Genomic DNA, 25,698 nt, shown 5'->3' on the forward strand with positions numbered 1-25,698 from the left:
AAGTGGCTTTTTTTATTTTTGTATTCTATGGAAAAGCAAAAATTACAGTTACAGCATAACTTTAAACCGGCTAAAAATACTTCAGAAAAACATCCTGCTATTATTATGCTTCACGGCTTTGGAAGTGATGAGAATGATTTATTTTCATTTGCAGGAGAATTACCTGATACATACTCTGTAATTTCATTAAAAGCTCCTATACCTATGCAACCCTACGGAAATGCCTGGTATAATATTTATTTTGACAATACCGATGGGAAATTTAGTGATACAGATCAAGCAATTGCCTCTCGTGATCTAATTGCAAACTGTATTGACGAAATTATCGAAAACTACAACATTGATAAAAATCAAGTTACACTACTGGGTTTTAGTCAAGGAACTATTTTAAGTTTTGCCGTAGCATTAAGCTATCCTCATAAAGTAAAAAATGTAATTGGTTTGAGTGGTTATATCAATGAAGATATACTGAAAAAAGGATATACTGAGAATGATTTCAGTACATTAAACGTTTATACATCACACGGAAGTGTAGATCAAGTAATCCCGGTAGATTGGGCTCGTAAAACAAAACCTTTTTTAGAAAACCTAAACATTAAAACCAGTTATTCTGAATTTCCTGTAGGGCACGGTGTTGCCCCTCAAAATTTTCAGGAATTAAAAGATTGGCTTCAAAAACATACTTAGGTTATTTTCCGTATAAAAGAGAACCAATAACTTTTAAATCAATACTATCGTCGTTATTGATGTAGTATTCTAATATCATTTCACCCCAATAGATTCCGTCTGTAAAATCTGCCGCCACCCAACGATGATTTAAAAATTTTACCTTATTAATTTTCATTCTTCCTTCTATACCATCATAAGGAACAATGGGGTTTTTACCAGCCTCTCCATTTAAATCATAAATGTACTCTCGTACGCTATTTTCAACATCGGCAGCTTCATATCCCATATTTTCAAAATAAGTCATTGCATTGTCATTGCCTTGTAAGGTAAAGTAATTAACTTCCATAATTTGATTTGACAATGAGTCATTCAGTACTTCTGTCTTTTCAAGTTTATTTTTCAGAAAAGTAATATCGTCTTGCTGTGATTCATAGATTTGTTTCTCATTCATATACTGAAATATGATAAGTAAAACAGCAAAAAAGAATAAGTACATAAATATATGCTTTCTCATAGTAAAGTCCCTAAATACGGGTGATTTAAAAAAATTAATATTCTATTTATATTTTTACTTTTAGTCCGTCGTAGGCTAAAAACACGTGTTCTGGTAGTTTTTTTGAAACTTCTTCATGAAAACCCATAAGGTGGCTTATGTGTGTTAAATAAGCGCGTTCAGGATTAACCATTTCAATAAAATCAAGTGCTTCTTTTAGATTAAAATGTGAGTAATGTTCTTCTTCACGTAACGCATTAATCACCAAAACTTTTGAATTCTTTATCTTTTTAATTTCCTCTTCAGCAATCGTTTTCACATCGGTTAAATAGGTAAAACCATCAAGATAAAACCCCAAAACCGGAAGATTGTTATGCATGGCTTCAACAGGAATTACCTTTTTATCTGCTATCGTAAAAGAAGTGGTTTTATCAATTTCAATTTCATCAAGTGTAGGCGCACCAGGGTATTTATTTTCAATTTCAAAAATATAAGCAAACCTGTCATGTAACGAATCAAAAACACGTTTATGAGCATAAAATGGAATGTTTCCTTGCTTAAAGTAAAACGGACGAATATCATCAATCCCGGCAGTATGATCACTGTGTTCGTGAGTTAGCAATATACCATCAAGGTGTGTAACGTTCTCTCTTAACATTTGGTATCTAAAATCTGGCCCGCAGTCTATCACATAATTATTATTATTCCATTGTAATAGCACTGAAACTCTAAGACGTTTATCCTTAGGATCAGTACTTTTACAAACCGGGTGATCGCTTCCTATTACTGGGACACCCTGAGAAGTTCCGGTGCCTAAAAATGTTACGGTAAAGTCTGTATTCATTCACACAAAAATAACAGTATTTTTTTTGAATAGCTATGGTATTTCTTACCTTTGTTAAAGCGGTTAATTAATAAAAGGAGACTATGCCAGATACTATTTTAGGGGATAAAGAATTTGAAAATATTCCTTCTATTCGAAGTAAAGCACTTCGAATAAATTTGAATGAAAATATTTACGGAACATTTGCCGAAATAGGTGCTGGTCAAGAAACCGTTAGAAATTTCTTTAGAGCAGGCGGCGCGTCTGGTACAATCGCAAAGACAATGTCAGCCTATGATAAAGACTTTAGCGATGCAATCTATGGCGAAGAAGAAGACGGAAGGTATGTGACCGAATCACGACTTAAAAAAATGCTATCACACGAGATAGACCTTATTGAGCAACGTATTGCTAGAAAAAAACACCCTAACAAACTCTTTTTTGCATACGCAAATACCGTAGCTACAATTGATTTTGCTAAAAAATATAAAGGTCATGGATGGGTAGGAATTCGGTATCAAGTTGATCCTAATGAAGATTATAATGAAATTTTGTTACACGTGCGCTTTCATGAGAATGAAGCCTTACTTCAACAAATAACTCTTGGAATTTTAGGTGTAAACTTAATCTATGGTGCATATTACAAATATGACACTCCCAAAAAGCTACTACGCTATTTATACGATCATATTGATAAAGACAAAATAGAAATTGATACTATTAATTTTTCAGGACCAAAATTTGAAAAAGTAGACAACCGCTTGATGAGCTTACAGCTTATTAAAAACGGTATGACCGAAGCTATTATGTTTGGCCCAGACGGTAACAATTTATTACCAGCAAGAATACTTTACAAAAAAAATATTTTAGCGCTACGCGGAAGTTTTAGACCCGTAACCAAAGTAAACATTGATATGTATGAAAATTCATATGAAATGTTTCTAAAAGAAAAAAAGGTAGAAAAAGAACGTACCGAAGTCATTTTTGAAATTACTCTATCAAACTTACGAGCCGAAGGAGAAATTGATGAAGAAGACTTTATGGATAGAGCAAAACTGCTATGTTCCTTAGGACATACGGTTATGATATCCAATTTTCAAGAATATTATAAGCTCGTTGAGTACTTCTCTAGATATACTAAAATGCGCTTAGGCTTAGCGATGGGTGTAAACAACCTTGTAGATATTTTTGATGAAAAATACTATCGTCACTTAAGTGGTGGTATCTTAGAAGCGTTTGGTAAACTCTTTTTTAAAGATTTAAAGGTTTACCTCTACCCTATGCGTGATGCTGAAACAGGTGAGTATACTACAAGTGAAAACTTAAAAGTTCACCCTCGTATGAAAGAGCTGTATAAATTCTTTAAATACAACGGTAAGGTTGTAGACATAAAAGACTTTAACCCAGATATTTTAAATATTTTCTCACGCGAAGTATTAGAGATGATAGAAAAAGGCGAAGAAAGTTGGGAAGAAATGCTTCCCCCTGGTGTTGCTGAAATAATTCATGAAAAAGAGTTATTCAATTATCATCAAAACAGAAAAATAGCAAATAAAGATTAAAATCTATTCATATAATAAAAAAAGGGTTGGTTTAAAAAACCAACCCTTTTTTTATTATATGCAGTTACTATAATTTATTCTAAAATTTGTGCCGCGTGATCTTTGGTCTTTACCTTTGCTATAACACGCTCAACTTTTCCTTCTTCATCAACAATAAAGGTAGTTCTATGAATACCATCATATTCTTTACCCATAAACTTTTTTGGTCCCCAAACACCAAAAGCATTAATCACTTCTTTATTTTCATCTGCAAGTAATGGAAAAGGGAAATCATACTTTTCTTTAAAGTTTTTCTGTTTACGTTCTGAATCTGCACTTACACCTAAAAGTTTATACCCCTTATTTTGTAACTCTTCATAATTATCACGAAGATTACACGCCTCTTTTGTACAACCAGGCGTATTGGCCTTTGGATAGAAAAAAACTACCAGTTTATGACCTTTATAATCATTTAAAGATACAGGATTTCCTTGTTCGTTATTTACTGTAAAATTTGGGACTTTGTCTCCTTCTTGTAACATTTTCATTTGCTATTTTTGTTTAAAATTACAGAAAAATGACGAAACAGGAAAAGGTAACCTTTGTTATTAAAACACTTCAAGAATTATATCCTCAAATCCCTATTCCATTAGACCATAAAGACCCCTACACTCTTTTAATTGCTGTTCTGTTATCTGCTCAAAGTACAGACGTTCGCGTGAATAAAACCACTCCTATTCTTTTTGAAATAGCAGATAATCCTTATGATATGGTTAAACTTTCTATAGAAGAAATTCGAGAAATAATAAAACCGGTTGGACTATCTCCCATGAAATCAAAGGGCATTCACGGTCTTTCTGAAATTTTAATTGAAAAATACAATGGAAAAGTCCCTGCAGATTTTGATGCATTAGAGTCGTTACCAGCCGTAGGACATAAAACAGCAAGTGTAGTTATGGCTCAAGCCTTTAATGTTCCTGCTTTTCCGGTTGATACTCATATTCATAGATTACTATACAGATGGGGCTTAACTACCGGCAAAAATGTAACACAAACTGAAAAAGATGCCAAAAGGCTATTTCCTAAAGATTTATGGAATGATTTACATCTACAAATCATTTGGTATGGTAGGCATTATTCACCAGCTCGCGGTTGGAACTTGGAGAAAGATATTATTACCAAGAAAATTGGAAGAAAAAGTGTGTTGAATGAGTATTTCAAGAAGAAAAAGAAATAAAAAAAAACCCCGAAAATAAATTCGGGGTACTTAACAAAGTTTAGTTTAGAAGTGCTTCAAACTTCAATTTATTATAATCTATAACACTTAAAGCCTTCGAATAATCCAGAAGAAACTTAATGGTTTCATCCTTTGGAGCCATTTTATTCACTCGCTCCGGCTGTGAGGTTTTAGAGTACATTTTTTGCATAGACTGTTATTTTGAGGTTAATGTTCTCTAATAACGTTACAAAAAATAGTTTATTGTATCAATTTGTCAATACAATATTGTGTTTATCAATTACTTTGCGTAAATTAATTAAAGCATACCGCATTCTTCCCAAAGCAGTATTGATACTAACATCTGTTTGTACACTAATTTCCTTAAAGCTCATTTCTTTGTAAATACGCATGATTAGTACTTCTTTCTGGTCTTCAGGCAACTCTTCAATTAATCTTCTTACATCACTTTCTACTTGACCTTTAATAATTTGTTTTTCAGCGTTTAATGATCCGTCTGATAGTACAGAAAAAATGTTGAAATCATCTTTATTTTCAAATTTTGGCATTCTATTATTCTTTCTGAAATAATCAATAACCAAATTATGAGCTATACGCATTACCCAAGGAAGAAATTTACCTTCTTCATTGTACTTACCTCTTTTTAATGATTTGATAACTTTAATGAAAGTGTCCTGAAAAATATCTTCGGTGATATCTTTACTATAGACTTTTGAATAAATAAAACTGTAGATTCTTTGTTTGTGACGCGTAATTAGGTGGCAAAGTGCTGATTCATCGCCATTTATATAAGCACTAACCAATACTGCATCCGTATGGGTGTTTTGTTTCATATCAATACTTTTTAAGTTAACAACTATCCTTTAGTTGGTTGTTTAGCCGTTATGTTTTTAGTCTAAAAAGTAATAATATGCTATAGGCAATAAATTTTATAATTATCGTTGTGAGCCGTAAATATAACAACAAAGAATCGTGAAATGCAAATAAAATATAAAATTTTCCTAAAATAATTATAATATTCCCATATGTGTATTCCCCATTTCTATGTAGTATCTTTGCAAAATCTTAGCTTGAAAAAGAACCATATATTTTGAATATAGACACTCTAGATACCAAAAAAAACATTCTCATTAAAGGAGCAAAACTTCACAATTTAAAAGATATTGATGTTGCCATTCCTAGAAATAAATTGGTTGTTATCACAGGTCTTTCCGGAAGTGGAAAATCTAGCCTAGCCTTTGATACACTCTACGCAGAGGGACAACGCCGTTATGTAGAAAGTCTCTCATCATATGCACGTCAATTTTTGGGACGATTAGATAAACCCAAGGTTGATGCTATAAAAGGTATTGCTCCCGCTATCGCTATTGAGCAAAAAGTAAACTCTACCAACCCTAGATCTACTGTCGGAACGTCTACTGAAATTTATGATTACTTAAAACTTTTATATACACGTATTGGTCATACATATTCTCCCATTTCAGGAAATGAAGTAAAAAAAGACACAGTAACCGATGTTATAAACTACATAAAAACTTTTTCTGAAGGAGAAAAAATGCTTCTCCTCGCTCCTATCCACTTGGAAGAAGGACGCACAATGAAAAATAAAATTCAAGCTTTAGCGCAGCAAGGATATGCCCGGGTTAAGCAAAACAACGCTGTTGTTCGTATAGATGAATTAAAAGAAAAAGACTTTGCAAAAAATATACAATTAGTAGTAGACCGCATCATTACAAAAGATGATGAAGATTTTTATAATCGCCTTGCAGATGCTGTTGAAATGGCCTTTTATGAAGGTAAAGGCGAATTGTATATTGAGAAACTAAGTGATAATTCTATTAGAGAATTCAACAACCGCTTTGAAGCAGATGGAATGACTTTTTTAGAACCCAACGTGCATCTGTTCAGTTTTAACAACCCATACGGTGCATGTCCCAATTGTGAAGGTTATGGCGATGTAATTGGTATTGATGAAGATTTGGTTATTCCCAATACAGCCCTCTCAATCTATGAAAATGCTATCTTTCCATGGCGTGGTGACGCGATGGGCTGGTATCGAGATCAATTGGTTAATAATGCCTATAAGTTTGATTTTCCTATACATAAACCATGGTTTGAACTTACCGAAGAACAAAAACAATTGGTATGGGACGGAAATAAGTTTTTTGAAGGATTAAATGATTTCTTTTCGTTTTTAGAATCAAAAAGTTATAAAATTCAAAACCGCGTTATGTTATCTCGCTATCGCGGAAAAACTAAATGTAACGTTTGTAACGGAAAAAGATTACGACCAGAAGCTGGATATGTTAAAGTTGGTGGAAAAGCCATTCAAGAATTGGTAGAACTTCCTTTAGAAAAAGTAGCCAAATTTTTTAAAAATCTTGAGCTTAATGAATATGATACAAATGTATCTAAACGATTATTGCTAGAAATAAACAATCGACTTCAGTTTTTAATGGACGTAGGGTTGAGCTATTTAACATTAAATCGAAAAAGCAACACACTTTCTGGAGGTGAATCTCAAAGAATCAACTTAGCCACCTCATTAGGAAGTAGCTTGGTTGGGTCTATGTATATTCTTGATGAACCAAGTATTGGATTACACCCAAAAGATACAGAACGGCTCATAAAAGTATTAAAATCCTTACGCGATTTGGGCAATACAGTTATAGTTGTAGAACACGATGAAGATATCATGAAAGCTGCAGATGAAATTATTGATATTGGTCCTGAGGCTGGTACTTTTGGTGGCGAGGTAGTATCAAGCGGTACTTTTAAAGATATTTTAAAATCAAATTCACTAACAGCAAAATATCTCAACGGAAGTTTAGAAATTGAAGTTCCAGAATCACGCCGAAGCTGGAAAGAAAGTATTCAAATTATTGGAGCGCGCCATAATAATTTAAAAAACATTGATGCACAATTTCCATTAGGAGTTTTTACTGCTGTTACAGGAGTTTCAGGAAGTGGTAAAAGTACCCTGGTGAAGAAAATAGTATATCCTGCTATGTTGCGAGAAATAGGTGGTTATGGTGAGAAGCCGGGACAGTTTTCAGAGTTAAAAGGAAATTTCAGCAGCTTAAAAAATATTGAGTTTGTTGATCAAAACCCTATTGGTCGTTCTAGCAGAAGTAACCCTGTCACGTATATTAAAGCATATGATGATATACGAAATCTTTTTGCTTCGCAGAAATTATCAAAAATCCGTAATTACAAAGCAAAGCATTTCAGCTTTAATGTTGATGGTGGACGTTGTGAAACGTGTAAAGGTGATGGCGAAGTAACTATAGAAATGCAATTTATGGCAGATGTGCATCTAGAATGTGAAACTTGTAACGGAAAGCGATTCAAGAAAGAGATATTAGAAGTTACTTTTGAGGATAAAAACATTGACGATATCCTTACAATGACGGTTGATGATGCCATTACTTTTTTTAAAAAACACAAAGAAAAAAAGATTATAAAAAAACTGAAACCACTTCAGGATGTTGGTTTAGGTTACGTACAGTTGGGGCAAAGTTCTTCTACACTTTCAGGAGGTGAAGCACAACGTATTAAATTGGCTTCTTTCTTAATAAAAGGAACTACAAAAGATAAAGCTCTTTTTATATTTGATGAACCCACGACAGGATTGCATTTTCACGATATTAAAAAATTATTGGCTTCGTTTTATGCGCTTTTAGAAAAAGGACATACTGTAATAGTTGTTGAACATAATATGGATCTAGTTAAATGCGCAGATTACATCATTGATTTGGGTCTAGAAGGAGGTGAAAATGGCGGAACTATAGTTGCCGAAGGAACCCCTGAAGAGATTGTAAAAAACACCAAATCTTACACGGCAAAATATCTTTCAGAAAAAATTTAATAATACTACTCATTTAATTTTGGCACAATCGTTGAAAGGCTACTAAATAGACAGTAGGTTTTTAGTCGATTAGTTTTTAGTTCTTAAACCCGATCTCTTTTATTAGATATCGGGTTTTTTTTTAACCCTAAACCTTCTAAAAACAAGGCTTTTACGTGTTTGGCACGATGATTGTATTTTTCAAAGCGTACACAAGCTGACCAAAAAATTAAGCGAGTACAAATTAAATCTATCTATTATGAAAAAATTATCATTATTCTTATTCAGTATCTTCTTGATAAGCTATTCTGTACATGCAGAGACAAAAGCTTCAGAAGAAATAGCAAATTACAGCTACGATGGTAAATCGTATGTTTTTGTAGAAGGAAATGTTGAGTTTTCAGTGTTTCCAGATGGTCAGTTTGATTTTGTTTATTTAGGACAAAATAGAAGTAATGTACATGTAAACGTAAATACTCCCAATGTAAATATTTCATTTAATGGCGGATATGATTATGAAGCATTTGTTCAATATGATGATTATGGGGCTGTAATTCAGGTTGAAGAAATCCCTATATACTATGATGAATATGGGCGTGTAGCGCAAGTAGGAAACACAGAGATTCACTATAATAATAGACGTATTGTACGTGTTGGTGGATTGAGGGTGATTTATAATAATTATGGATATTTTTCACATTGTGTAGGGTATATTAATGTATGGACACCAAGGTATATTTACCGCCCTTGGCACGTGTATTATGCAAGACCTTTTTATTCAAATTGTATTGTATATGATTATCCATATAGAAGATATTATCGTCCACATAGATATAGCTGGGTAAATCATAGAGTATATTATAGAAATAGAAACCGAGTTGCCTATGTAAATGGAAGACGTAATTTTTACCGTCCTGGTAGTAGAGTACATTATAAAGACGGGCGCGTAGCTAGAAGTAAAAATTATAACCCGAACCGAAGAAACACATATGCAGTAAACAACCCTAGAAAAAATGCATCATCTGTTTCAAGAACTTCAGTAGCTTCAAACAAAGCTAGAAACAATGCAAGTTCAAAGCGTAATGTAATACGTAAAAATGACTCGGAAGGTGTAATTTCAAGAAATAATACCTCTAGAGTAAGAAATAGCTCAATAACTTCTAGAAGAAATAATACAGTAAGAAATTCTTCTATAAATAACAGAAGTGTAAAGCAAAATAGAAATGTAGTACGAAGTAAACCTAATTCTAGAAAAACAACCATAGCTAGAAATACGGCACTCAGAAAATCAAGTGCATCAAAAACTAGAAGTGTAAAACGTTCAAGTGCGTCAAATACTAGAAAAGTAGTATCTCAAAAACGTAGTTCTACTTCTCGAAACAAAACGTATCGATCTACTTCGGATAGAAAAGCAAAAAGTAGAAGTTCGGTATCAAAGTCTCGCTCACGAGATAATAATAAAAGTAAGCGTTCTTCATCAAGAAGTAGTAGAACTCAAGGACGCGGATAATAAATTTTTGGTTGGTTAGTTAGAAACCCTTGCAAAACGGAAGTTATGCAGGGGTTTCGTCTTTTTTACAGATTGTACGTTGTATGGTTTCAGCCATTTTTTTAGTAAGGCTTTTACGGCTATATTTTGAAATGTTTTTTGAGTTTACATCAAGCCTACCTTCTTTAAATCGACTATAGAGCTGTGTTATTTTAGCTTTCAAATCTTTTTGTTCTGAATAGTTAAAAAATGCTCCACTGTTAGTTTCGGTGATAAGTCCTTCAATATCACTACCTTTAGGTCCCAAAGCAACGATGGGTCGCTGTGCGGCAAAATATTCAAATAATTTTCCGGGAATAATGGCGCGCGTTTCTTCTCTGTCAATCTCTAGTAGTAATAAAACCTGTGCATTATGCTGCATTTGTAATGCTTCAGAATGAGAAATATAATCCAAAAGATCTAAGTTAGGCTCTAGACCATATGATTTAATACTTTCAACAACCGAATCACTTATTGTCCCGGCAAGTTTTAATTGAAAATCGTTGGCAAAGTTTTTATTTTCTGAAATAAGCTCTGAAAGCACTTCCCAAAGCACTATTGGATTGCGTTCACTTAACAACGATCCTATATGAACCATGCTAAACTTTTTATCAAGACTGGCAGAAATTTCTTCCTTGCTTTCATACCCGTTTGTTATTACTTCAATAGTTTTTTTTGTGATTTCTTGAAACTCTTTTTTGGTAGTAGGACTCGTAACAGTAACTACACTAGCATTATTCAATACACTTGCTTCTAATTTTTTGTGTTTTCTTTCTGAGGCTTTTGTTAATCGTAACGATTTATGATAATGAATGGTAGTCCAAGGATCTCTAAAATCTGCTAACCAAGGCAAGTCAAGTTGCTTTTGTAGCTTCTGCCCTATCAAATGTAAGCTGTGAGGCGGACCGGTTGTTACAACTATATCAATTTTATTATTAGAAATATACTTTTTTAAGAATGAAACAGAAGGATTAACCCACCCTACTCGCGCATCTGGAATAAAAAAATTACCCCGAATAAATAGCAGTACCTTTTCAATAAAAGAAGGCTCTTTTTCAGAAATTATACCACTGCTTATTTGTTTGGTTTTGTTTTTTGATAGTAGTTTGGCAAACTTATAAGGCTCATTTACAGGATGTCTTAGTATTTCAATATCTTTTTGAACTTCTTGATTAAAGCTACTGTCTATTAAAGGATAATGTGGATTGTCAGGAATATACACAATAGGTTCTATCCCAAATTCTCTAAAGTATTTGACAAAATTTAACCAACGCTGCACACCTGGTCCGCCTGCCGGTGGCCAATAATATGTGATAATCAAAGCTCGTTTCATATAGATTTAGGCTTTGTTGTTGGCTGCATTTCCTTTAAAGACAAAAAAACCACCACCTATCACTATTAATATAAACAAAATACTACTGAACAAGCTAATGGTACTACCAGTGTTTATAACCTTAGGCTCAAATTTAAATTCAATTTTGTGAATGCCTTCAGGAACCGTCATCGCTCTCAAAACATAATTTGCACGATAGTGTGTAGCGGGTTTACCATCAATATAGGCGTTCCATCCATCTGGATAATACACTTCAGAAAAAACTGCTAATTGAGGAGATTTTGCTGAAGTTTCATAAACAATATGTTGTGGGTTATGGCTAACCATATCAATAGTAGCAGTGCTATCTCGTGCTATCTTTTCAGTGGGAAGTTCAGATTTAAATTTGGCAGCGATTACTGCAGTCTTTTTTGTGTTAAGACTATCCAATAATAGTAACTCATCATTTGCATTATCAGCCAAAATAACATTCTCTACAAACCACGCATTACCATTTGCATATGGATTGCGTTGAGCCACTGCACCTCCATTTTGTCCCTGTGTAATAATGTATTTTACATTTAGCATATTTAACATACCTATGTTTCCTTGACTGATGTAAAACTCATTTAAATCTTGCATTCTACCTGGTTTGGCTGCGTGATATCCGCCTAAAGCATTATGATAATAACTAGCACGACCACTATTAAACGCGTTTGTAGTTGCATCATAGACTCTATATGTACCGTCGTCTTTTTCTATTTGTAAATCAGCTCCATTTTTCTGAAATGGCTCTTCCATAACTCGAGCTTGTACAAAATCATCGTTGTTTACATAACGTCTATCTACACCAACCAGATCAATAACAATCAATATTGCCAAAATACCAACGACTGAAATTTCTTTTAATTTTCCTTTTAAAAAGAACCACAAAGTACCTGCGGCTAAAATCACAAAAATTAACGAACGAATTGCATCGTTTGTTAACATTGATGCTCGATCTTCACGAACTGCATCTAGAACTTGAAGGCTTAAATTTTCACGTATGGAAGCATCGTAAAACGAATTTGAAAAGTCTAATAGTGTTGATTTTAAAAGAATAAATATAATAGCAATTCCTGCTGTGATACCGGCACTGTACAGTAATGCTTTTTTCTTTTTTTCTTCAGATTTAAATCTGCTAAAATAGTGATGCAACCCAATTACTGCTAACACCGGAAGTATTACCTCTATAATTACTTGAATAGATGAAACCGCTCTAAATTTGTTATACAACGGAACATAATCAATAAATATTTCTGTTAATGGAATTCTTAAATCAAAGTTTTTAGTTATCGAAATTGCAGCATTATCAAGATTTTTTCCCCAAGAAAGAAATAAACTCAGTAAAAAAGCAGCTACAATCCACCACTTAAAGCGACCTTTTACTAAAAACAAAGCTAAAAGTGCCAGAAAAATTACCACAGCTCCTATATAAGCTGGAGCAGCCACAATAGGTTGGTCTCCCCAATAAGTAGGTAGTTGATTTAATATTTGACTAGCTTGTTGTGGTGAAACCCCCATTTTTAATAAAGCTTCTTGAGTAGCGCCATCTTGTGGTAACGGATCACTTGAACCACCTCCCATAAAATTGGGTATAAATAGATTAAAACTTTCTAAAATTCCGTAGCTGTATTCAGTTATGTAATTATAATCAAGACCTTCTACATTATCTTTTGGAGAGCCGTCTGCTTGTATAGTGAGTTCACTTTTTCCGCGAGTAGATGTATCTGCATATTCTTTGGTTGCTAAAATATTAGTAGCATTAAGGCCAATAGCAATAAGAACTCCAATTACCATAATCCCTACAGACTTAAAGAAGTGAGGAAGTTGTTTTTTCTTATAAGCATCAATTAAATATGCAACACCTATACAAATAACAAGAAACAGTAAATAATAAGTCATTTGATAGTGATTGGCCACTAGTTGTAATCCCATCGCCACAGTTGTCAATAAAAAACCATAAAGATATTTTCTTCTGAAGGTTAGCAAAATTCCGCTTAGTACTAAAGGCATATATGCTATAGCATGGGCTTTAGCATTGTGACCTACTCCAAGAATAATGATCAAATAGGTAGAAAAACCGAAGGCAAGTGCTCCAAGAAAAGCAAGTTTGTAATCTACTTTTAATACCAATAATAAAATGTAAAGACCTATAAAATAAAGAAACAAGTAGTCTGCAGGCCTAGGTAAAAAACGGATTGCTAAATCTAAATCTTTAATATAGTTATGAGGATATTTTGCGCCTAGTTGGTACGTAGGCATTCCTCCAAAAGCAGCATCTGTCCAGTAAGTTTCTTCTCCTGTTTCAGCTCTGTAGTCTTTCAACTGTTTAGCCATTCCTTGATATTGCGCAATATCACTTTGGAAAATAGTTTTACCTTGCAATACGGGGCTAAAATAAGCCAAAGCAGCTACAATAAATAGAACTAAGATTACTAGATGAGGAAGAAGTTTTTTAAGCAAATGCTTCATAGCAACAGTTAATTTTTTTGAAGTTTGAAAATTAACAAAAATATGCTACAAATACCTTTAAAAAGAAGATATAAATACAATTAAAGTAAGAATAGAAAAAGATTAATCTATTTCTTCATAATCTACATAATCACCTACAGTAGATTGCTTGGTCCTTTGCTTTCTAGGCATTTTATCGATACTAACTTTTCCTTCTTTTTCTTTAGAAGAGTTGGTCGTTCTTTGTGCACCGTTAAAAGCCTGCTCAAAGCGCTGCCCGGCTTTTTTAGCCACATATCGCATTAAATACGGTGTAGCCCAACGGATTAGAAATTTTAACCCAAAATATACCAGAAGGATTATTAATATCGTTTTTAAAAACGTCATCATAGAATTCAAAATTACACAAACCTCATTAAAAAGACGAAAGCAATTTATTAAATAAATGATAAATTCTTATATCTTTGAATTAAACCAAAACACCCATGTATAAACGAGTTGTTTTCCTTTCCTTACTAGTATTAAGTACCGTAAATGCTACATACGCTCAGTATACTGAAATGATAAATACCAATAGACCGGGAGTTTCACAAGGCGCATTTTCTGTGGGAACCAATGTGTTACAATTTGAATCTGGTTTAAGCTTCGGAAAAGAAGAACACCGTTTATTATTTACAGATGCTAATATTTTTTCTTGGGATTATTCAGTAAGGTATGGATTATTAAAAGAGCAACTAGAAGTAAGTCTCATAGGAGAGTTTCAATCTAACAAAGTTACAGACACGAGGGCAAATAGTACCTATGAACGTGATTTTGCAAATTTTAAAAGTAACACACTGGGAGCTAAATATTTAATTTATGATCCCTATGTAAAAAGAGAAGCTGAAGGTCCAAATTTATATAGCTGGAAAGCAAATAATAAAATTCAATGGCAGGATTTAATTCCTGCAATCTCAATATACGCAGGTGCCAATTTTGATATTACCGAGGACAACCCCTTCACCCCTGAAGCAGAAAAGTCTATAAGTCCCAAGTTTGTTTTGTCTACTCAAAATAATTTTGTGGGAGGTTTTGTATTTGTAACAAACTTAATTGTAAACAGAGTTACCACAGATACTCCAGAGTATGGATACATACTTACACTTACACACGCTACTAATCGTTATTTTTCAATATTTTTAGAAAATCAAGGTATTAAAAGTGACTTTTACTCAGATCAACTATTACGTGGCGGTGTAGCAGTACTTATTAATGAAAACCTTCATGTTGACCTTTCAGGAACTATCAACTTTAAAGACACCCCTTCTGTTTTTTACGGAAGAGCAGGTGTAGCGTACCGTTTTGATATGCACAATAGAGATGAGTTTATTGAAGAAAAGGGAAAAAGCGGACGTGAGAAAAGAAAAAAGTATCAAAAACAGAAGAAAGAGAAGAACGAACGAAATAAAAGAAAAGACCTTTTAGAAAGCGATGGAAAACGCTAGCAACAGTAATAAAGCGCATGATAGAAGTTAAAAAAGTAACCAACAAAAAAGAATTAAAACAATTTGTAACATTTCCGTTCAAGTTGTACAAAGATTGTCAATATTGGGTTCCGCCACTGATAAAAGATGAAATGGAAACTCTTGACAAAGCAAAAAATCCGGTATTCAAAAATGCCGAAGCAACATATTTTTTGGCATATAAAAATGGCTCCATTGCGGGTAGAATTGCTGTAATAATCAATCATCTTGAGATAGATCAACAAGGAAAAAAGAAAGTTAGATTTGGCTGGTTTGATGTAATAGATGACATTGAAGTGACAAAAGCTTTACTTAAAAAAGTTTTTGAAATAGGAAAACAACACAACCTAGAATATACAGAAGGTCCCGTAGGCTTTTCAAATATGGAAAAAGCTGGGATTTTAACTATGGGGTTTGAAGAACTAAATACCATGATTACTTGGTATCATTACCCTTATTATGCTGAACATTTTGAAAAATTAGGCTTTGAAAAACAAGCTACTTGGGTAGAATTTAAATTAAGCATACCTAACTCAATAAAAGATAAAGTTGCCAAGTTTTCAAAAATTGTAAAGCAACGATACAACCTTTCTGTGATTCGATTCAAGAATAAAAAAGAAATTCTTCCTTATGTAGACAAAATGTTTGAGTTACTTAATAATACGTATGACAAACTTCAAACTTTTGTTCCTATTCAGCAATATCAAATAGATTATTATAAAGAAAAATATTTCAGTTTTGTTCATCCAGATTATATAACATGCATTAAAGATGAAAGTGGCAAACTTATAGCCTTTTCAATTGTTATGCCTTCCTTTAGCAAAGCTTTGAAAAAAGCCAATGGGCGCCTATTTCCTACCGGTTGGTATCATATCTTACAAGCTCAAAAGAAAAATGATGTTGCGGCTTTTTATTTAATAGGAATTGACCCTGAATTGCAAGGCAAAGGAGTAACAGCAATTATTTTTGAAGAAATGCAACATTTATTTAATTCAAAAGGAATTGAGCAAGTAGAAACCAACCCCGAGTTGAAAGAAAATACTGCAGTGCAATTACTTTGGAAAGATTATAACCCCATTCAGCACAAAGAACGTAGCACATTCCGAAAAAATATTGAATAAAAAAACCACTTCAGGTTTGAAGTGGTTTTATCTAGTTTATTTTCTAATATATAGCTCTAGTTTATTCGCCCATTGCTTGTGCAACAGCTGCTGATAACCTTTTGTAGGTCCCATCTTCCAGTCTGTCACGTATTGCTGAGAATGCGTCTAGAGTTTCATTAATATCTTCAATAGTATGTGATGCTGTTGGAATCATTCTCAACAAAATCAATCCTTTAGGAATTACAGGATAAACTACGATTGAACAGAAAATACCGTGATTTTCACGAAGGTCTTTTACCAAGGCCATAGCTTCAGGAATACTTCCTTTTAAATAAACTGGAGTTACACAACTTTGAGTTGTACCAATGTCAAACCCACGTTTTTTAAGACCGCCTTGTAAAGAATTTACGTTTTCCCAAAGTTTTTCTTTTAATTCGGGCATTGTGCGCAACATATCTAAGCGCTTTAATGCTCCTTCAACCAATTGCATTTGCAATGATTTTGCAAACATTTGAGAACGTAAGTTATATTTTAAGTATTTTATTATTTCTTCATCTGCAGCTATAAATGCTCCTGTGCTTGCCATAGATTTTGCAAAAGTAGCAAAGTAAACATCTATATCATCTTGTACACCTTGCTCCTCGCCTGCTCCAGCTCCTGTTTTTCCTAGTGTACCAAAACCGTGTGCATCATCTACAAATAAACGAAACGTATATTTCTTTTTAAGGGCAGCAATTTCTTTTAGTTTTCCTTGCTCTCCACGCATTCCAAAGACACCTTCAGAAATAAGAAGAATACCACCTCCTGTTTTTTCAGCTACCTTTTCAGCACGTTTTAAGTTTTTTTCGATACTTTCCATATCGTTATGCTTATACGTAAAACGTTGCCCTAAGTGAAGACGAACACCGTCAATTATACACGCATGAGCGTCAACATCATAAACAATTACATCATCTTTTGAAACCAAAGCATCAATGGTAGAAACCATACCTTGATAACCAAAATTCAACAAATAAGCAGCTTCTTTATGTACAAAAGCAGCTAATTCTTTTTGAAGTTGTTCGTGAAGATCGGTATGACCGCTCATCATTCTAGCTCCCATAGGATATGCCGATCCATATTTTGCAGCAGCTTCAGCATCTACCTTACGTACTTCAGGGTGGTTAGCAAGTCCTAAATAATCATTAACACTCCAGGTAATTACTTCTTTACCATTAAAGTGCATTCTGTTTCCTATAGGTCCTTCAAGTTTTGGAAAAACAAAATAGCCTTCTGCTTGCTCTGCCCATTTACCTAACGGTCCTTTGTCTTTATAAATCTTATCAAATAAATCTTTCATCAAGTTGCTATATTTCAATACAGGCTGCAAAAATATACAAAATACTCACTATAGCCATATAGTTTTGCGTAAGTTATTGACACATCAATAAATTAGCATTAACAAACCATAGTTGTTGTGTGTCTACTTGCAGAATTATGCCGTTATTTTATAATTTGAATAGAAGCGGCTTCTTCAACCTCGGTATCAAGAAACCCTTGTTGTTCCATCCAGTCATCACTGTAAATTTTACTCATATAGCGAGATCCGTGATCTGGAAATATAACAACAATATTACTTACAGTAGAAAATTCTCCAGCTTCATCAAGTTGTTTTAAACCTTGCATTGCGGCTCCACTGGTATAACCGGCAAAAATTCCTTCTTTTTTTGCTAATTCTCTGGCTGTGTGTGCGCTTTCATCATCTGTTACTTTGATAAATGAATCTATTGAATCAAAATCTGTAGCAGAAGGAATTAAGTTTTTTCCTAATCCTTCGATTCTATAAGGATAGATTTCATTTTTATCAAATTCACGAGTTTCGTGAAATTTTTTAAGAACCGATCCAAATGCATCAATCCCTATTATTTTAATATCTGGGTTCTGTTCTTTCAGAAAACGTGCTGTTCCTGAAATAGTTCCACCCGTACCACTGCAAGCTACTAAGTGTGTAATTTGCCCGTTGGTTTGTTTCCAAATTTCGGGTCCTGTGGTTTTATAATGTGCATCAATATTTAATTCATTAAAATATTGATTAATGTATACAGAGCCCGCTGTTTCTTTATGTAACCGTTTTGCTACTTCATAATAAGATCGTGGATCATCTGCAGCAACGTGTGCCGGACAAACATATACCTCTGCTCCCATTGTACGGAGCATATCAATTTTATCTTTTGAAGATTTTGAACTAACAGCCAAAATACATTTGTAACCTTTTAAAACACTCACCATAGCAATACTAAAACCGGTATTACCACTTGTGGTTTCAATAATTGTACTTCCTGGTTTTAAAATTCCTTTTCTCTCAGCTTCTTCTATTATATAGAGTGCAATTCGGTCTTTTGAAGAATGACCTGGGTTGAACGCTTCTACTTTTGCGTAGTAGTTGCCTTTCATGTTCGCCGTAATGTTATTGAGTTTGATTAAAGGAGTATTTCCTATTAACTGCAACACATTATCGTGAGCCTGAATTTCTTCTTTCATAAAGGGAGTTTTCGTTAGTAAAATTATGAGCGTAACTCATGATTTAAAAACAGGGCAAAGTTACATTAAAAATTTTAATTATTCTGAAATTTGCTCTAAGTCAAGTATAAATGCATAATCCATAGCTACTTCTTTTAAAGCTTCAAACCTTCCCGAAGCACCTCCGTGACCTGCATCCATATTGGTATGAAGCAAGAGCTTGTTATCATCTGTTTTCATATCCCGTAATTTTGCAACCCATTTGGCGGGTTCCCAGTATTGCACTTGCGAATCGTGCAGTCCTGTTGTTACCAATAGATTAGGGTAATCTTGCTTAGAAACGTTATCATATGGTGAGTATGACTTGATGTAATCATAATACTCCTTATTATTAGGATTTCCCCACTCGTCATATTCGCCAGTTGTTAAAGGGATGCTTTCATCAAGCATGGTTGTTACAACATCTACAAATGGCACCGATGCAATCACTCCGTTGTATAATTCTGGAGCCATATTCACAATTGCTCCCATAAGTAATCCTCCCGCAGATCCTCCAGATGCATATAAATGATCTGGCGAGGTGTATCCTTCTTCAATTACATATTTTGAAGCATCTATAAAGTCTGTAAAGGTATTTTTCTTATTTAGAAGCTTTCCGTCTTCATACCACTTTCTACCTAGATATTCTCCTCCTCGCACATGGGCAATAGCAAATATGAATCCACGGTCTAGTAAACTAAGTCTAACAGTTGAAAAATAAGGGTCTATGGTTGAACCGTATGACCCGTATGCATATAATAAAAATGGATTGCTGCCATCTTGTTTAATACCTTTTTTATACACCATTGAGATAGGAATTTTTGTTCCATCTTTGGCGGTGGCCCAAACACGTTTTGATGCGTAATTTTCTTTATTAAAGTTTCCGCCCAGTACTTCTACCTCTTTCTTAACCGTTTTCTCACGAGTTTTCATATTAAAATCAATTACTGAAGCTGGAGTAATTAATGAATTATAACCGTAGCGCAAAGTATCGGTGTCAAATTCTCTATTTTGAATGGTATACGCTGTATAAGTTTCATTATCAAAGGGTAAATAATAATCATCGGTTTCATCCCAACGCATAATTCGGATTTTATTCAAACCGTTATTACGTTCACTTATTACCAAATAATCTTTAAAAATGTCAATATCTTCTACCAACACAGAATCACGATGTGGAATGATATCTTTCCAGTTTTCTTTTAAGGTTTTGGTTTCTGGAGTTTTCATCAATTTAAAATTGGTAGCTCCGTCTTTATTGGTTAGGACATAAAAATCACTTCCGAAGTGAGCAATATTATACTCCAAACCTCTTTCGCGCGGTTGAAACATCCTAAATTTTCCTGTGGGATTATCAGCTTCCAGAATTTGATATTCTGAGGTGAGTGTACTGTTACTACCTATTATTAAATACTTATCAGATTTTGTTTTGTATATATAGGTGATAAAGGTGTCGTCGTCTTCAGTATAAATTAATTGATCTTTTGAAGCTTCTGTTCCTTTGGTATGTCTAAAAATTTCATTAGATCGAAGTGTCTGTGCATCTTTACGAGTATAAAAAAGAGTTTTATTATCATTTGCCCAGGTTGAACCTCCTGTTGTGTTTTCAATAGTTTCAGAAAGAATCTCTCCGGTTTCTATGTTTTTTATGCGTAAAGTGTATTGACGACGGCTTACTGTATCTACACCAAAAGCAACCCACTTATTGTCCGGACTTACATTTATACCTCTCAAATTATAATATGAGTGGTCTTTTGCCATTTCATTTACATTAAAGAGAATTTCTTCATCTGCCTCTAGTGACCCCTTTTTTCGTGAATAAATAGGGTAATCGTTTCCTTTTTCAAAACGAGTGATATAGTAATATCCATTGTAAAAATAAGGTACAGACTCATCATCTTCTTTAATGCGGCTTTTCATTTCTTCAAAAAGCGTTTTTTGAAAAGCTTTTGTATGCTGAGTCATCTTATCATAATAAGCATTTTCTTTGTTCAAATAGTCAATAACGTCTTCATTCTCACGATCATTTAGCCAATAATAATTATCAACGCGAGTATCTCCATGAACTTCAAGATTTTTCGCAATTTTATTGGCATCAGGCGGTGTAATATTCATTTTTTCTTCTGAAGTTTTATCTGTTTTACAAGAAACGGCAAAAGTAAGGCATACAAAACAAATGAGTAGTGTTTTTTTCATCTTTAAAAAGTTGAGTAATAACTAAGCAAATTAGTAAATTTGTATCAAACTAAAAATAAAAAGATATGTTTGGAGATATGATGGGAATGATGAGCAAACTAAAAGAAGCTCAAGAAAAAGTAGAAGCAACAAAAAAACGCTTAGACACTGTCCTAATAGATGAAAAAAGCAGCGACGGATTGTTAAAAATAACCATTACTGCTAATAGAGAAATTAAAAATATTGAAGTTGCAGATTCTCTTCTTGAGGATAAAGAACAGCTTGAGGATTATTTAATTATAAACCTTAACAACGCTATAAAAAAAGCAACCGAAGTAAACGAAGCAGAAATAGGCGCTGTTGCTAAAGAAGGTATGCCAAACATCCCAGGAATGGATATGTTTAAATAATTTCTGTTAACTAGTTACTTTTCTAAATGTGTTTTTAAAAACTCAAAGTGGTTTTTTGTGTCACGTGAAGGACTGTAGCCAGAAATTCGACCTATTTCTTTACCCTTTGAATTGAGCATTACAATTTTAGGAAACGTTTGTTGCTTGTTGTACTTTGCAATAATTGTTTTATTGTAATCCAGTTGTTCTTCAGAAATTATATCAACTCTTCTGGGATAATCAATCTTTACCAAAACTAGATTATTAGCTTGTTGAGTAAACTTTGGGTTTTCAAAAAAATCTTCTTTAAGTCGCATGCAAGGCGCACACCAATCGCTGCCGGTAAAGTAAATTAAGATAGGTTTATTATCAGTCTGTGATATAGTCTGTGCTTCGTCAAGGTTTGTTAACCAAGATAATTTGGTGTTTTTCATTTGTGCTGTAGAAATTGTAGCAACAAATAATAATGTAAAAAACAAAATGCGTTTCATAAATCTTTCTCTTTTCTTTTTTCTAAATTAAACACAATTCATGCCAAATAAAAATTGAAACGGCATATTTAAGTTAAAATTAAATTGTTTTAACAAAAGTTACCTTCATTTTATATTTTAATTTAGTCTTTAGGCAAAAATAGTCGCTCTACATCGATAAACAACTGTATATAAACCTTTTAAAAACAACTAGTGACTACGGTATTTACAAATAGATTTATGAATTCAGTTTTTCAAACTTCCAAAAATGGATTTTTTTTCGGATATTTAAATACTCAAAAAAGAATTCTAACTTTTTAAAACAATATTATGTTTGAACTTAAGAAAAAAGGAGATCAGTATCATTTCAACTTAAAAGCAAGTAATGGTCAAGTAATCTTATCTAGTGAGATGTACAATTCTAAAGCTGCTGCTAAAAACGGAATTGAATCTATCAAGAAAAATTGCGGAGATGATGCTCGTTATGAAAAGAAAGAAGCCAAAAATGGTAAGTTTCATTTCAATTTGAAATCTACAAACGGACAAATTATTGGTAGTAGCCAGATGTATGCCGGTGAAAGCGGTATGAATAATGGCATTGAGTCTGTAAAGAAAAATGCTCCTACTGCCGAAGTAAAAGAAGTAGAATAAACACTTCTTGATAAAGATTAAAAAAGCTCCTTTAAGAGGAGCTTTTTTTTAATTGTATTTTTTCAAAACTTCTAAAAAGTGATTGTGCATATCATCGGTGTAATCTAGATGCGTGACAATGCGCAGTTTTCCCTGTCCCATATTGCTAATGATAATATCTTGAGATTGTAAATCATTCATAAACGTTTCTTCTGAAAGATTTTCTTGCAAATAAAATATTACAATATTGGTTTCTGTAGGTTCTACTTCTTTTACATATGATTGCTCAGATAGAATTGTCGCAATTTCCGATGCTTTTTTGTGGTCCTCCTTGAGTCTTTCAATATGGTTTTCAAAAGCATATAGTCCGGCTGCAGCCATAAAACCTATTTGTCTCATACCACCACCCAACACTTTCCGAACACGCATGGCATTATTCATCAGCTCTTTTTTCCCTAAAAGAACTGTTCCTAAAGGTGTTCCCATTCCTTTACTCAAGCAAATTGTAAGTGTGTCAAAAACATTTCCGTAGTCTTTGGGGTTTTCTTTTTTGGCAACAATAGCATTCATTAACCGGGCACCGTCTAAATGAAGTCCTAAATTATGTTTATCACAAACACTTCGTATTTTTTTAATTTCTTCAAAATCATAACACGCGCCACCTCCTTTATTGGTAGTGTTTTCTAGACATACCAAGGTGGTTAATGGACTGTGATAAAAATCTGGCGGATTGATGTTTTCTTCAACTTGTTTTGCTGTAATCATACCGCGATGCCCATCTACCAATTTACAAGAAACACCACTGTTGAATGAAGCGCCGCCTCCTTCATAATTAAACACATGCGCCCATTTATCGCAAATTAATTGCTCTGCAGGTTGTGTATGTAATTTTATAGCAGCTTGATTGGCCATACTTCCGGTAGGAAAAAACAATGCTTCATCCATTCCAAAAAGATTGGCAACGTATTTTTCAAGTTTATTTACAGTAGGATCTTCTTTGTAAACGTCGTCTCCTACTTCAGCATTTATAATTGCTTGCAACATGCCTTTGGTAGGCTTTGTGACGGTGTCACTTCGTAAGTCAATTTTCATATAGATTATTGTCTCCTTAATGAATCTGCAGTTTCAAGTATTATTTGATCTATCATTGCTTCAAGTTCAATTAACTTTAACTGCTGATTGTATTCATAGTTAAGATTTTTTTGTTTAGAATCATTTGTTAAATCAAACTCATCAAACTTTTGTGTAAAGGTACCCATTGCAGTTGTAAATGAAAACTCCTGCGAGCACGGATGTACTTTGGTACGTTGTGTAGGAGCATTTTCTGGATTGGCTACTTCGTATTTTTTTACTGAATTATTTTGTATAGCATCCTTATGTTTCAGAAAAAAATTAAACATTGTAGTGTCATCCAGTTTCAGCTTTATAAATGGACCACAATTGTCTGCTTTTGAAATGTAAGTAGTATCATTTTTTTGCCAAAATAAATAATATTCACTAAAATTTCCGCTGGTAAAACAATTAGTACCGTCGTTCATTTTAATAATTCTAGTCTCTCCCAGACACGTTTTATTCACATAAAAATAGGTGTCAATATTTTGTTTTTTTAAAGTTTTGGTCATTTCGGTAACAATTGATAACGGAACCAATTCATTGTTATATTGTGCTGAGCAGAACGAACTGAAAACTAATACTATGCATACTAAAATAGATTTCATAATTAATTGACTTACTTGGTTAATCAAATCTAAAGTTATAAAAATAGCTCAAAATAATTTCCACTTGGCAAGTTAAACCCTATTTTTGTTTCAGGAAAAACTACAAAACGTAAAAGAGTTTATGATTACCAACGATCAACTTCAAGACCTTAAAGATCGCTTAGATGCTTTGAGGCAGTATCTTTGACATTGCCGGAAAAAAGATAGAAATTCAAAACGAAGAAGAAAAAACTTTTGATCCACACTTTTGGGACAACCCGCAAGAAGCAGAAGCTTTTATGCGTAAACTTCGTAATAAAAAGAAATGGGTAGAAGATTATGAAGAAGCCATCAATCTTACCGATGACGCCGAAGTAATTTATGAGTTTTTTAAAGAAGGTGAAGGCGAAGCAGAAAATGTAGAAAACCGCTATGATAAAGCTCTAGAAGCGATTGAAGCATTAGAGTTTAAAAATATGCTCAGCGAAGAAGGTGATGATTTAAGTGCAGTACTTCAAATTACAGCTGGTGCTGGTGGCACCGAAAGTTGTGATTGGGCTAGTATGCTCATGCGTATGTATTTAATGTGGGCAGAAAAAAATGGCTTTAAAGTTAAAGAACTTAACTATCAAGAAGGTGACGTAGCCGGTGTAAAAACAGTAACTCTAGAGATTGAAGGTGAATATGCTTTTGGTTGGTTAAAAAGTGAGAATGGTGTACACAGGTTGGTACGCATCTCCCCTTTTGACAGCAATGCCAAGAGACATACAAGTTTTGCCAGCGTATACGTTTACCCTCTTGCAGATGACAATATTGAAATTGATATTAACCCGGCAGATATTTCTTGGGATTTTGCTCGCAGTAGTGGTGCCGGCGGTCAAAACGTAAACAAAGTAGAAACCAAAGCAATATTAACCCATAAACCTTCGGGTATTGTAATTCATAACTCTGAAACGCGTTCGCAACTGGAAAACCGAGAAAAGGCCATGCAAATGTTGAAATCGCAATTATACGAAATTGAACTTCGGAAACAACAAGCACAGCGTGCAGAGATTGAAGACAGCAAAATGGCTATTGAATGGGGATCACAAATACGGAATTATGTCTTGCATCCATACAAACTTATTAAAGACGTTCGAACAAGTCACGAAACGGGTAATACAGATGCTGTGCTAGATGGGGATTTAAATGACTTTTTAAAAGCTTATTTAATGATGACCGGTCAAAAAGAAAAAAGTAACGAGTTGTAAA

At 33.6% G+C, this 25,698-nt stretch carries 23 protein-coding genes; 10 read left to right on the plus strand and 13 right to left on the minus strand.

The window, feature by feature from the left end:
• Positions 1–27 precede the first annotated feature (27 nt).
• Complete coding sequence (locus INR76_RS11670; protein ID WP_223108143.1) at positions 28–687, plus strand: alpha/beta hydrolase; 660 nt, start codon at positions 28–30, stop codon at positions 685–687.
• Position 688: 1 nt separating this feature from the next.
• Here INR76_RS11670 and INR76_RS11675 read toward each other — a convergent pair whose 3' ends face one another.
• Positions 689–1,120, minus strand: a complete 432-nt coding sequence (locus INR76_RS11675) for a hypothetical protein (RefSeq protein WP_223108144.1) — start codon at positions 1,118–1,120, stop codon at positions 689–691.
• Positions 1,121–1,229: 109 nt separating this feature from the next.
• Positions 1,230–2,006 carry an MBL fold metallo-hydrolase gene (locus INR76_RS11680; RefSeq protein ID WP_223108145.1) on the minus strand — a complete coding sequence of 259 codons (777 nt, stop codon included), beginning with the start codon at positions 2,004–2,006 and terminating at the stop codon, positions 1,230–1,232.
• Between the two features lie 83 nt (positions 2,007–2,089).
• Between INR76_RS11680 and INR76_RS11685 the strand changes: the two genes are divergently transcribed.
• A complete protein-coding gene (locus INR76_RS11685) occupies positions 2,090–3,547 on the plus strand; it encodes a TonB-dependent receptor (protein WP_223108146.1) in 1,458 nt (485 codons plus the stop codon).
• Between the two features lie 74 nt (positions 3,548–3,621).
• On the opposite strand, the gene bcp is transcribed toward INR76_RS11685, so the two are convergent.
• Entirely contained in the window at positions 3,622–4,074 is a 453-nt protein-coding gene (gene bcp / locus INR76_RS11690; RefSeq protein WP_223108147.1) for a thioredoxin-dependent thiol peroxidase, read from the minus strand.
• Between the two features lie 29 nt (positions 4,075–4,103).
• On the opposite strand from bcp, the gene nth reads away from it, so the two are divergent.
• Positions 4,104–4,763 (plus strand): endonuclease III, encoded by a 660-nt coding sequence (gene nth, locus INR76_RS11695; RefSeq protein WP_223108148.1) that lies wholly within the window; start codon positions 4,104–4,106, stop codon positions 4,761–4,763.
• A 248-nt stretch (positions 4,764–5,011) separates the two neighbouring features.
• Here nth and INR76_RS11700 read toward each other — a convergent pair whose 3' ends face one another.
• A complete protein-coding gene (locus tag INR76_RS11700; protein ID WP_223108149.1) occupies positions 5,012–5,596 on the minus strand; it encodes an RNA polymerase sigma factor in 585 nt (194 codons plus the stop codon).
• Between the two features lie 257 nt (positions 5,597–5,853).
• On the opposite strand from INR76_RS11700, the gene uvrA reads away from it, so the two are divergent.
• Together uvrA and INR76_RS11710 are read left to right on the plus strand one after the other, a co-directional pair.
• Entirely contained in the window at positions 5,854–8,631 is a 2,778-nt protein-coding gene (uvrA, locus tag INR76_RS11705; protein ID WP_223108150.1) for an excinuclease ABC subunit UvrA, read from the plus strand.
• Positions 8,632–8,869: 238 nt separating this feature from the next.
• Positions 8,870–10,120, plus strand: a complete 1,251-nt coding sequence (locus INR76_RS11710) for a hypothetical protein (RefSeq protein ID WP_223108151.1) — start codon at positions 8,870–8,872, stop codon at positions 10,118–10,120.
• Positions 10,121–10,163: 43 nt separating this feature from the next.
• On the opposite strand, the gene INR76_RS11715 is transcribed toward INR76_RS11710, so the two are convergent.
• The 3 genes from INR76_RS11715 to INR76_RS11725 form a co-directional block, all read right to left on the minus strand.
• Positions 10,164–11,471: a glycosyltransferase family 4 protein gene (locus tag INR76_RS11715; RefSeq protein WP_223108152.1), complete on the minus strand. Its 1,308-nt coding sequence runs from the start codon at positions 11,469–11,471 to the stop codon at positions 10,164–10,166.
• Between the two features lie 6 nt (positions 11,472–11,477).
• A complete protein-coding gene (locus INR76_RS11720) occupies positions 11,478–13,964 on the minus strand; it encodes a YfhO family protein (protein WP_223108153.1) in 2,487 nt (828 codons plus the stop codon).
• A gap of 102 nt (positions 13,965–14,066) precedes the next feature.
• The gene (locus INR76_RS11725) at positions 14,067–14,333 is read right to left on the minus strand and encodes a DUF4834 family protein (protein WP_370632401.1); all 267 of its coding nucleotides are present in this window, start codon (positions 14,331–14,333) and stop codon (positions 14,067–14,069) included.
• Positions 14,334–14,428: 95 nt separating this feature from the next.
• Here INR76_RS11725 and INR76_RS11730 point away from each other — a divergent pair, with 95 nt between their 5' ends.
• Entirely contained in the window at positions 14,429–15,427 is a 999-nt protein-coding gene (locus tag INR76_RS11730) for a transporter (protein ID WP_223108154.1), read from the plus strand.
• 17 nt (positions 15,428–15,444) lie between these two features.
• Positions 15,445–16,566, plus strand: coding sequence for a GTP cyclohydrolase (locus INR76_RS11735; protein WP_223108155.1), 1,122 nt, complete (start codon positions 15,445–15,447; stop codon positions 16,564–16,566).
• A gap of 61 nt (positions 16,567–16,627) precedes the next feature.
• Here the strand turns inward: INR76_RS11735 and INR76_RS11740 are convergent, their stop codons facing one another.
• From INR76_RS11740 to INR76_RS11750, 3 genes are all read right to left on the minus strand, one after another.
• Complete coding sequence (locus INR76_RS11740; protein ID WP_223108156.1) at positions 16,628–17,887, minus strand: aminotransferase class I/II-fold pyridoxal phosphate-dependent enzyme; 1,260 nt, start codon at positions 17,885–17,887, stop codon at positions 16,628–16,630.
• 143 nt (positions 17,888–18,030) lie between these two features.
• A complete protein-coding gene (locus INR76_RS11745) occupies positions 18,031–19,068 on the minus strand; it encodes a PLP-dependent cysteine synthase family protein (RefSeq protein ID WP_223108157.1) in 1,038 nt (345 codons plus the stop codon).
• 78 nt (positions 19,069–19,146) lie between these two features.
• Positions 19,147–21,282, minus strand: coding sequence for a S9 family peptidase (locus INR76_RS11750; RefSeq protein ID WP_223108158.1), 2,136 nt, complete (start codon positions 21,280–21,282; stop codon positions 19,147–19,149).
• Positions 21,283–21,347: 65 nt separating this feature from the next.
• Here INR76_RS11750 and INR76_RS11755 point away from each other — a divergent pair, with 65 nt between their 5' ends.
• On the plus strand, positions 21,348–21,671 hold the full coding sequence (locus INR76_RS11755; protein ID WP_223108159.1) for a YbaB/EbfC family nucleoid-associated protein: 324 nt from the start codon (positions 21,348–21,350) through the stop codon (positions 21,669–21,671).
• Between the two features lie 14 nt (positions 21,672–21,685).
• Here INR76_RS11755 and INR76_RS11760 read toward each other — a convergent pair whose 3' ends face one another.
• Positions 21,686–22,141: a thioredoxin family protein gene (locus tag INR76_RS11760; RefSeq protein WP_223108160.1), complete on the minus strand. Its 456-nt coding sequence runs from the start codon at positions 22,139–22,141 to the stop codon at positions 21,686–21,688.
• 309 nt (positions 22,142–22,450) lie between these two features.
• On the opposite strand from INR76_RS11760, the gene INR76_RS11765 reads away from it, so the two are divergent.
• Entirely contained in the window at positions 22,451–22,771 is a 321-nt protein-coding gene (locus tag INR76_RS11765) for a YegP family protein (protein ID WP_223108161.1), read from the plus strand.
• Between the two features lie 48 nt (positions 22,772–22,819).
• Here INR76_RS11765 and INR76_RS11770 read toward each other — a convergent pair whose 3' ends face one another.
• Both INR76_RS11770 and INR76_RS11775 read right to left on the minus strand, forming a co-directional pair.
• The gene (locus INR76_RS11770) at positions 22,820–23,842 is read right to left on the minus strand and encodes a low specificity L-threonine aldolase (RefSeq protein WP_223108162.1); all 1,023 of its coding nucleotides are present in this window, start codon (positions 23,840–23,842) and stop codon (positions 22,820–22,822) included.
• 5 nt (positions 23,843–23,847) lie between these two features.
• Complete coding sequence (locus tag INR76_RS11775) at positions 23,848–24,468, minus strand: hypothetical protein (RefSeq protein WP_223108163.1); 621 nt, start codon at positions 24,466–24,468, stop codon at positions 23,848–23,850.
• A gap of 121 nt (positions 24,469–24,589) precedes the next feature.
• Here INR76_RS11775 and prfB point away from each other — a divergent pair.
• Positions 24,590–25,697, plus strand: a protein-coding gene (gene prfB / locus INR76_RS11780) for a peptide chain release factor 2 (RefSeq protein WP_223110016.1) whose coding sequence is annotated in 2 segments (ribosomal slippage) — positions 24,590–24,652 and positions 24,654–25,697 — 1,107 coding nt in all. Because the reading frame shifts where the segments join, the coding sequence is not laid out codon by codon here.
• Position 25,698 lies beyond the last annotated feature (1 nt).

The sequence above is a fragment of the Marixanthomonas sp. SCSIO 43207 genome (assembly GCF_019904255.1).
Taxonomy (GTDB): domain Bacteria; phylum Bacteroidota; class Bacteroidia; order Flavobacteriales; family Flavobacteriaceae; genus Marixanthomonas.

What these genes read in the sequence shown, in the direction of transcription:
- INR76_RS11760 (WP_223108160.1), bottom strand. Translation starts at nt 22,141, where the DNA reads ATGAAACGCATTTTGTTTTTTACATTATTATTTGTTGCTACAATTTCT.
- INR76_RS11745 (WP_223108157.1), bottom strand. Translation starts at nt 19,068, where the DNA reads ATGAAAGAAGAAATTCAGGCTCACGATAATGTGTTGCAGTTAATAGGA.
- INR76_RS11730 (WP_223108154.1), top strand. Translation starts at nt 14,429, where the DNA reads ATGTATAAACGAGTTGTTTTCCTTTCCTTACTAGTATTAAGTACCGTA.
- INR76_RS11685 (WP_223108146.1), top strand. Translation starts at nt 2,090, where the DNA reads ATGCCAGATACTATTTTAGGGGATAAAGAATTTGAAAATATTCCTTCT.
- INR76_RS11735 (WP_223108155.1), top strand. Translation starts at nt 15,445, where the DNA reads ATGATAGAAGTTAAAAAAGTAACCAACAAAAAAGAATTAAAACAATTT.
- INR76_RS11775 (WP_223108163.1), bottom strand. Translation starts at nt 24,468, where the DNA reads ATGAAATCTATTTTAGTATGCATAGTATTAGTTTTCAGTTCGTTCTGC.
- INR76_RS11715 (WP_223108152.1), bottom strand. Translation starts at nt 11,471, where the DNA reads ATGAAACGAGCTTTGATTATCACATATTATTGGCCACCGGCAGGCGGA.
- INR76_RS11765 (WP_223108161.1), top strand. Translation starts at nt 22,451, where the DNA reads ATGTTTGAACTTAAGAAAAAAGGAGATCAGTATCATTTCAACTTAAAA.
- INR76_RS11710 (WP_223108151.1), top strand. Translation starts at nt 8,870, where the DNA reads ATGAAAAAATTATCATTATTCTTATTCAGTATCTTCTTGATAAGCTAT.
- nth (WP_223108148.1), top strand. Translation starts at nt 4,104, where the DNA reads ATGACGAAACAGGAAAAGGTAACCTTTGTTATTAAAACACTTCAAGAA.
- INR76_RS11700 (WP_223108149.1), bottom strand. Translation starts at nt 5,596, where the DNA reads ATGAAACAAAACACCCATACGGATGCAGTATTGGTTAGTGCTTATATA.
- INR76_RS11680 (WP_223108145.1), bottom strand. Translation starts at nt 2,006, where the DNA reads ATGAATACAGACTTTACCGTAACATTTTTAGGCACCGGAACTTCTCAG.
- INR76_RS11725 (WP_370632401.1), bottom strand. Translation starts at nt 14,333, where the DNA reads ATGATGACGTTTTTAAAAACGATATTAATAATCCTTCTGGTATATTTT.
- INR76_RS11740 (WP_223108156.1), bottom strand. Translation starts at nt 17,887, where the DNA reads ATGAAAGATTTATTTGATAAGATTTATAAAGACAAAGGACCGTTAGGT.
- INR76_RS11755 (WP_223108159.1), top strand. Translation starts at nt 21,348, where the DNA reads ATGTTTGGAGATATGATGGGAATGATGAGCAAACTAAAAGAAGCTCAA.
- bcp (WP_223108147.1), bottom strand. Translation starts at nt 4,074, where the DNA reads ATGAAAATGTTACAAGAAGGAGACAAAGTCCCAAATTTTACAGTAAAT.
- INR76_RS11750 (WP_223108158.1), bottom strand. Translation starts at nt 21,282, where the DNA reads ATGAAAAAAACACTACTCATTTGTTTTGTATGCCTTACTTTTGCCGTT.
- INR76_RS11675 (WP_223108144.1), bottom strand. Translation starts at nt 1,120, where the DNA reads ATGAATGAGAAACAAATCTATGAATCACAGCAAGACGATATTACTTTT.
- INR76_RS11720 (WP_223108153.1), bottom strand. Translation starts at nt 13,964, where the DNA reads ATGAAGCATTTGCTTAAAAAACTTCTTCCTCATCTAGTAATCTTAGTT.
- INR76_RS11770 (WP_223108162.1), bottom strand. Translation starts at nt 23,842, where the DNA reads ATGAAAATTGACTTACGAAGTGACACCGTCACAAAGCCTACCAAAGGC.
- INR76_RS11670 (WP_223108143.1), top strand. Translation starts at nt 28, where the DNA reads ATGGAAAAGCAAAAATTACAGTTACAGCATAACTTTAAACCGGCTAAA.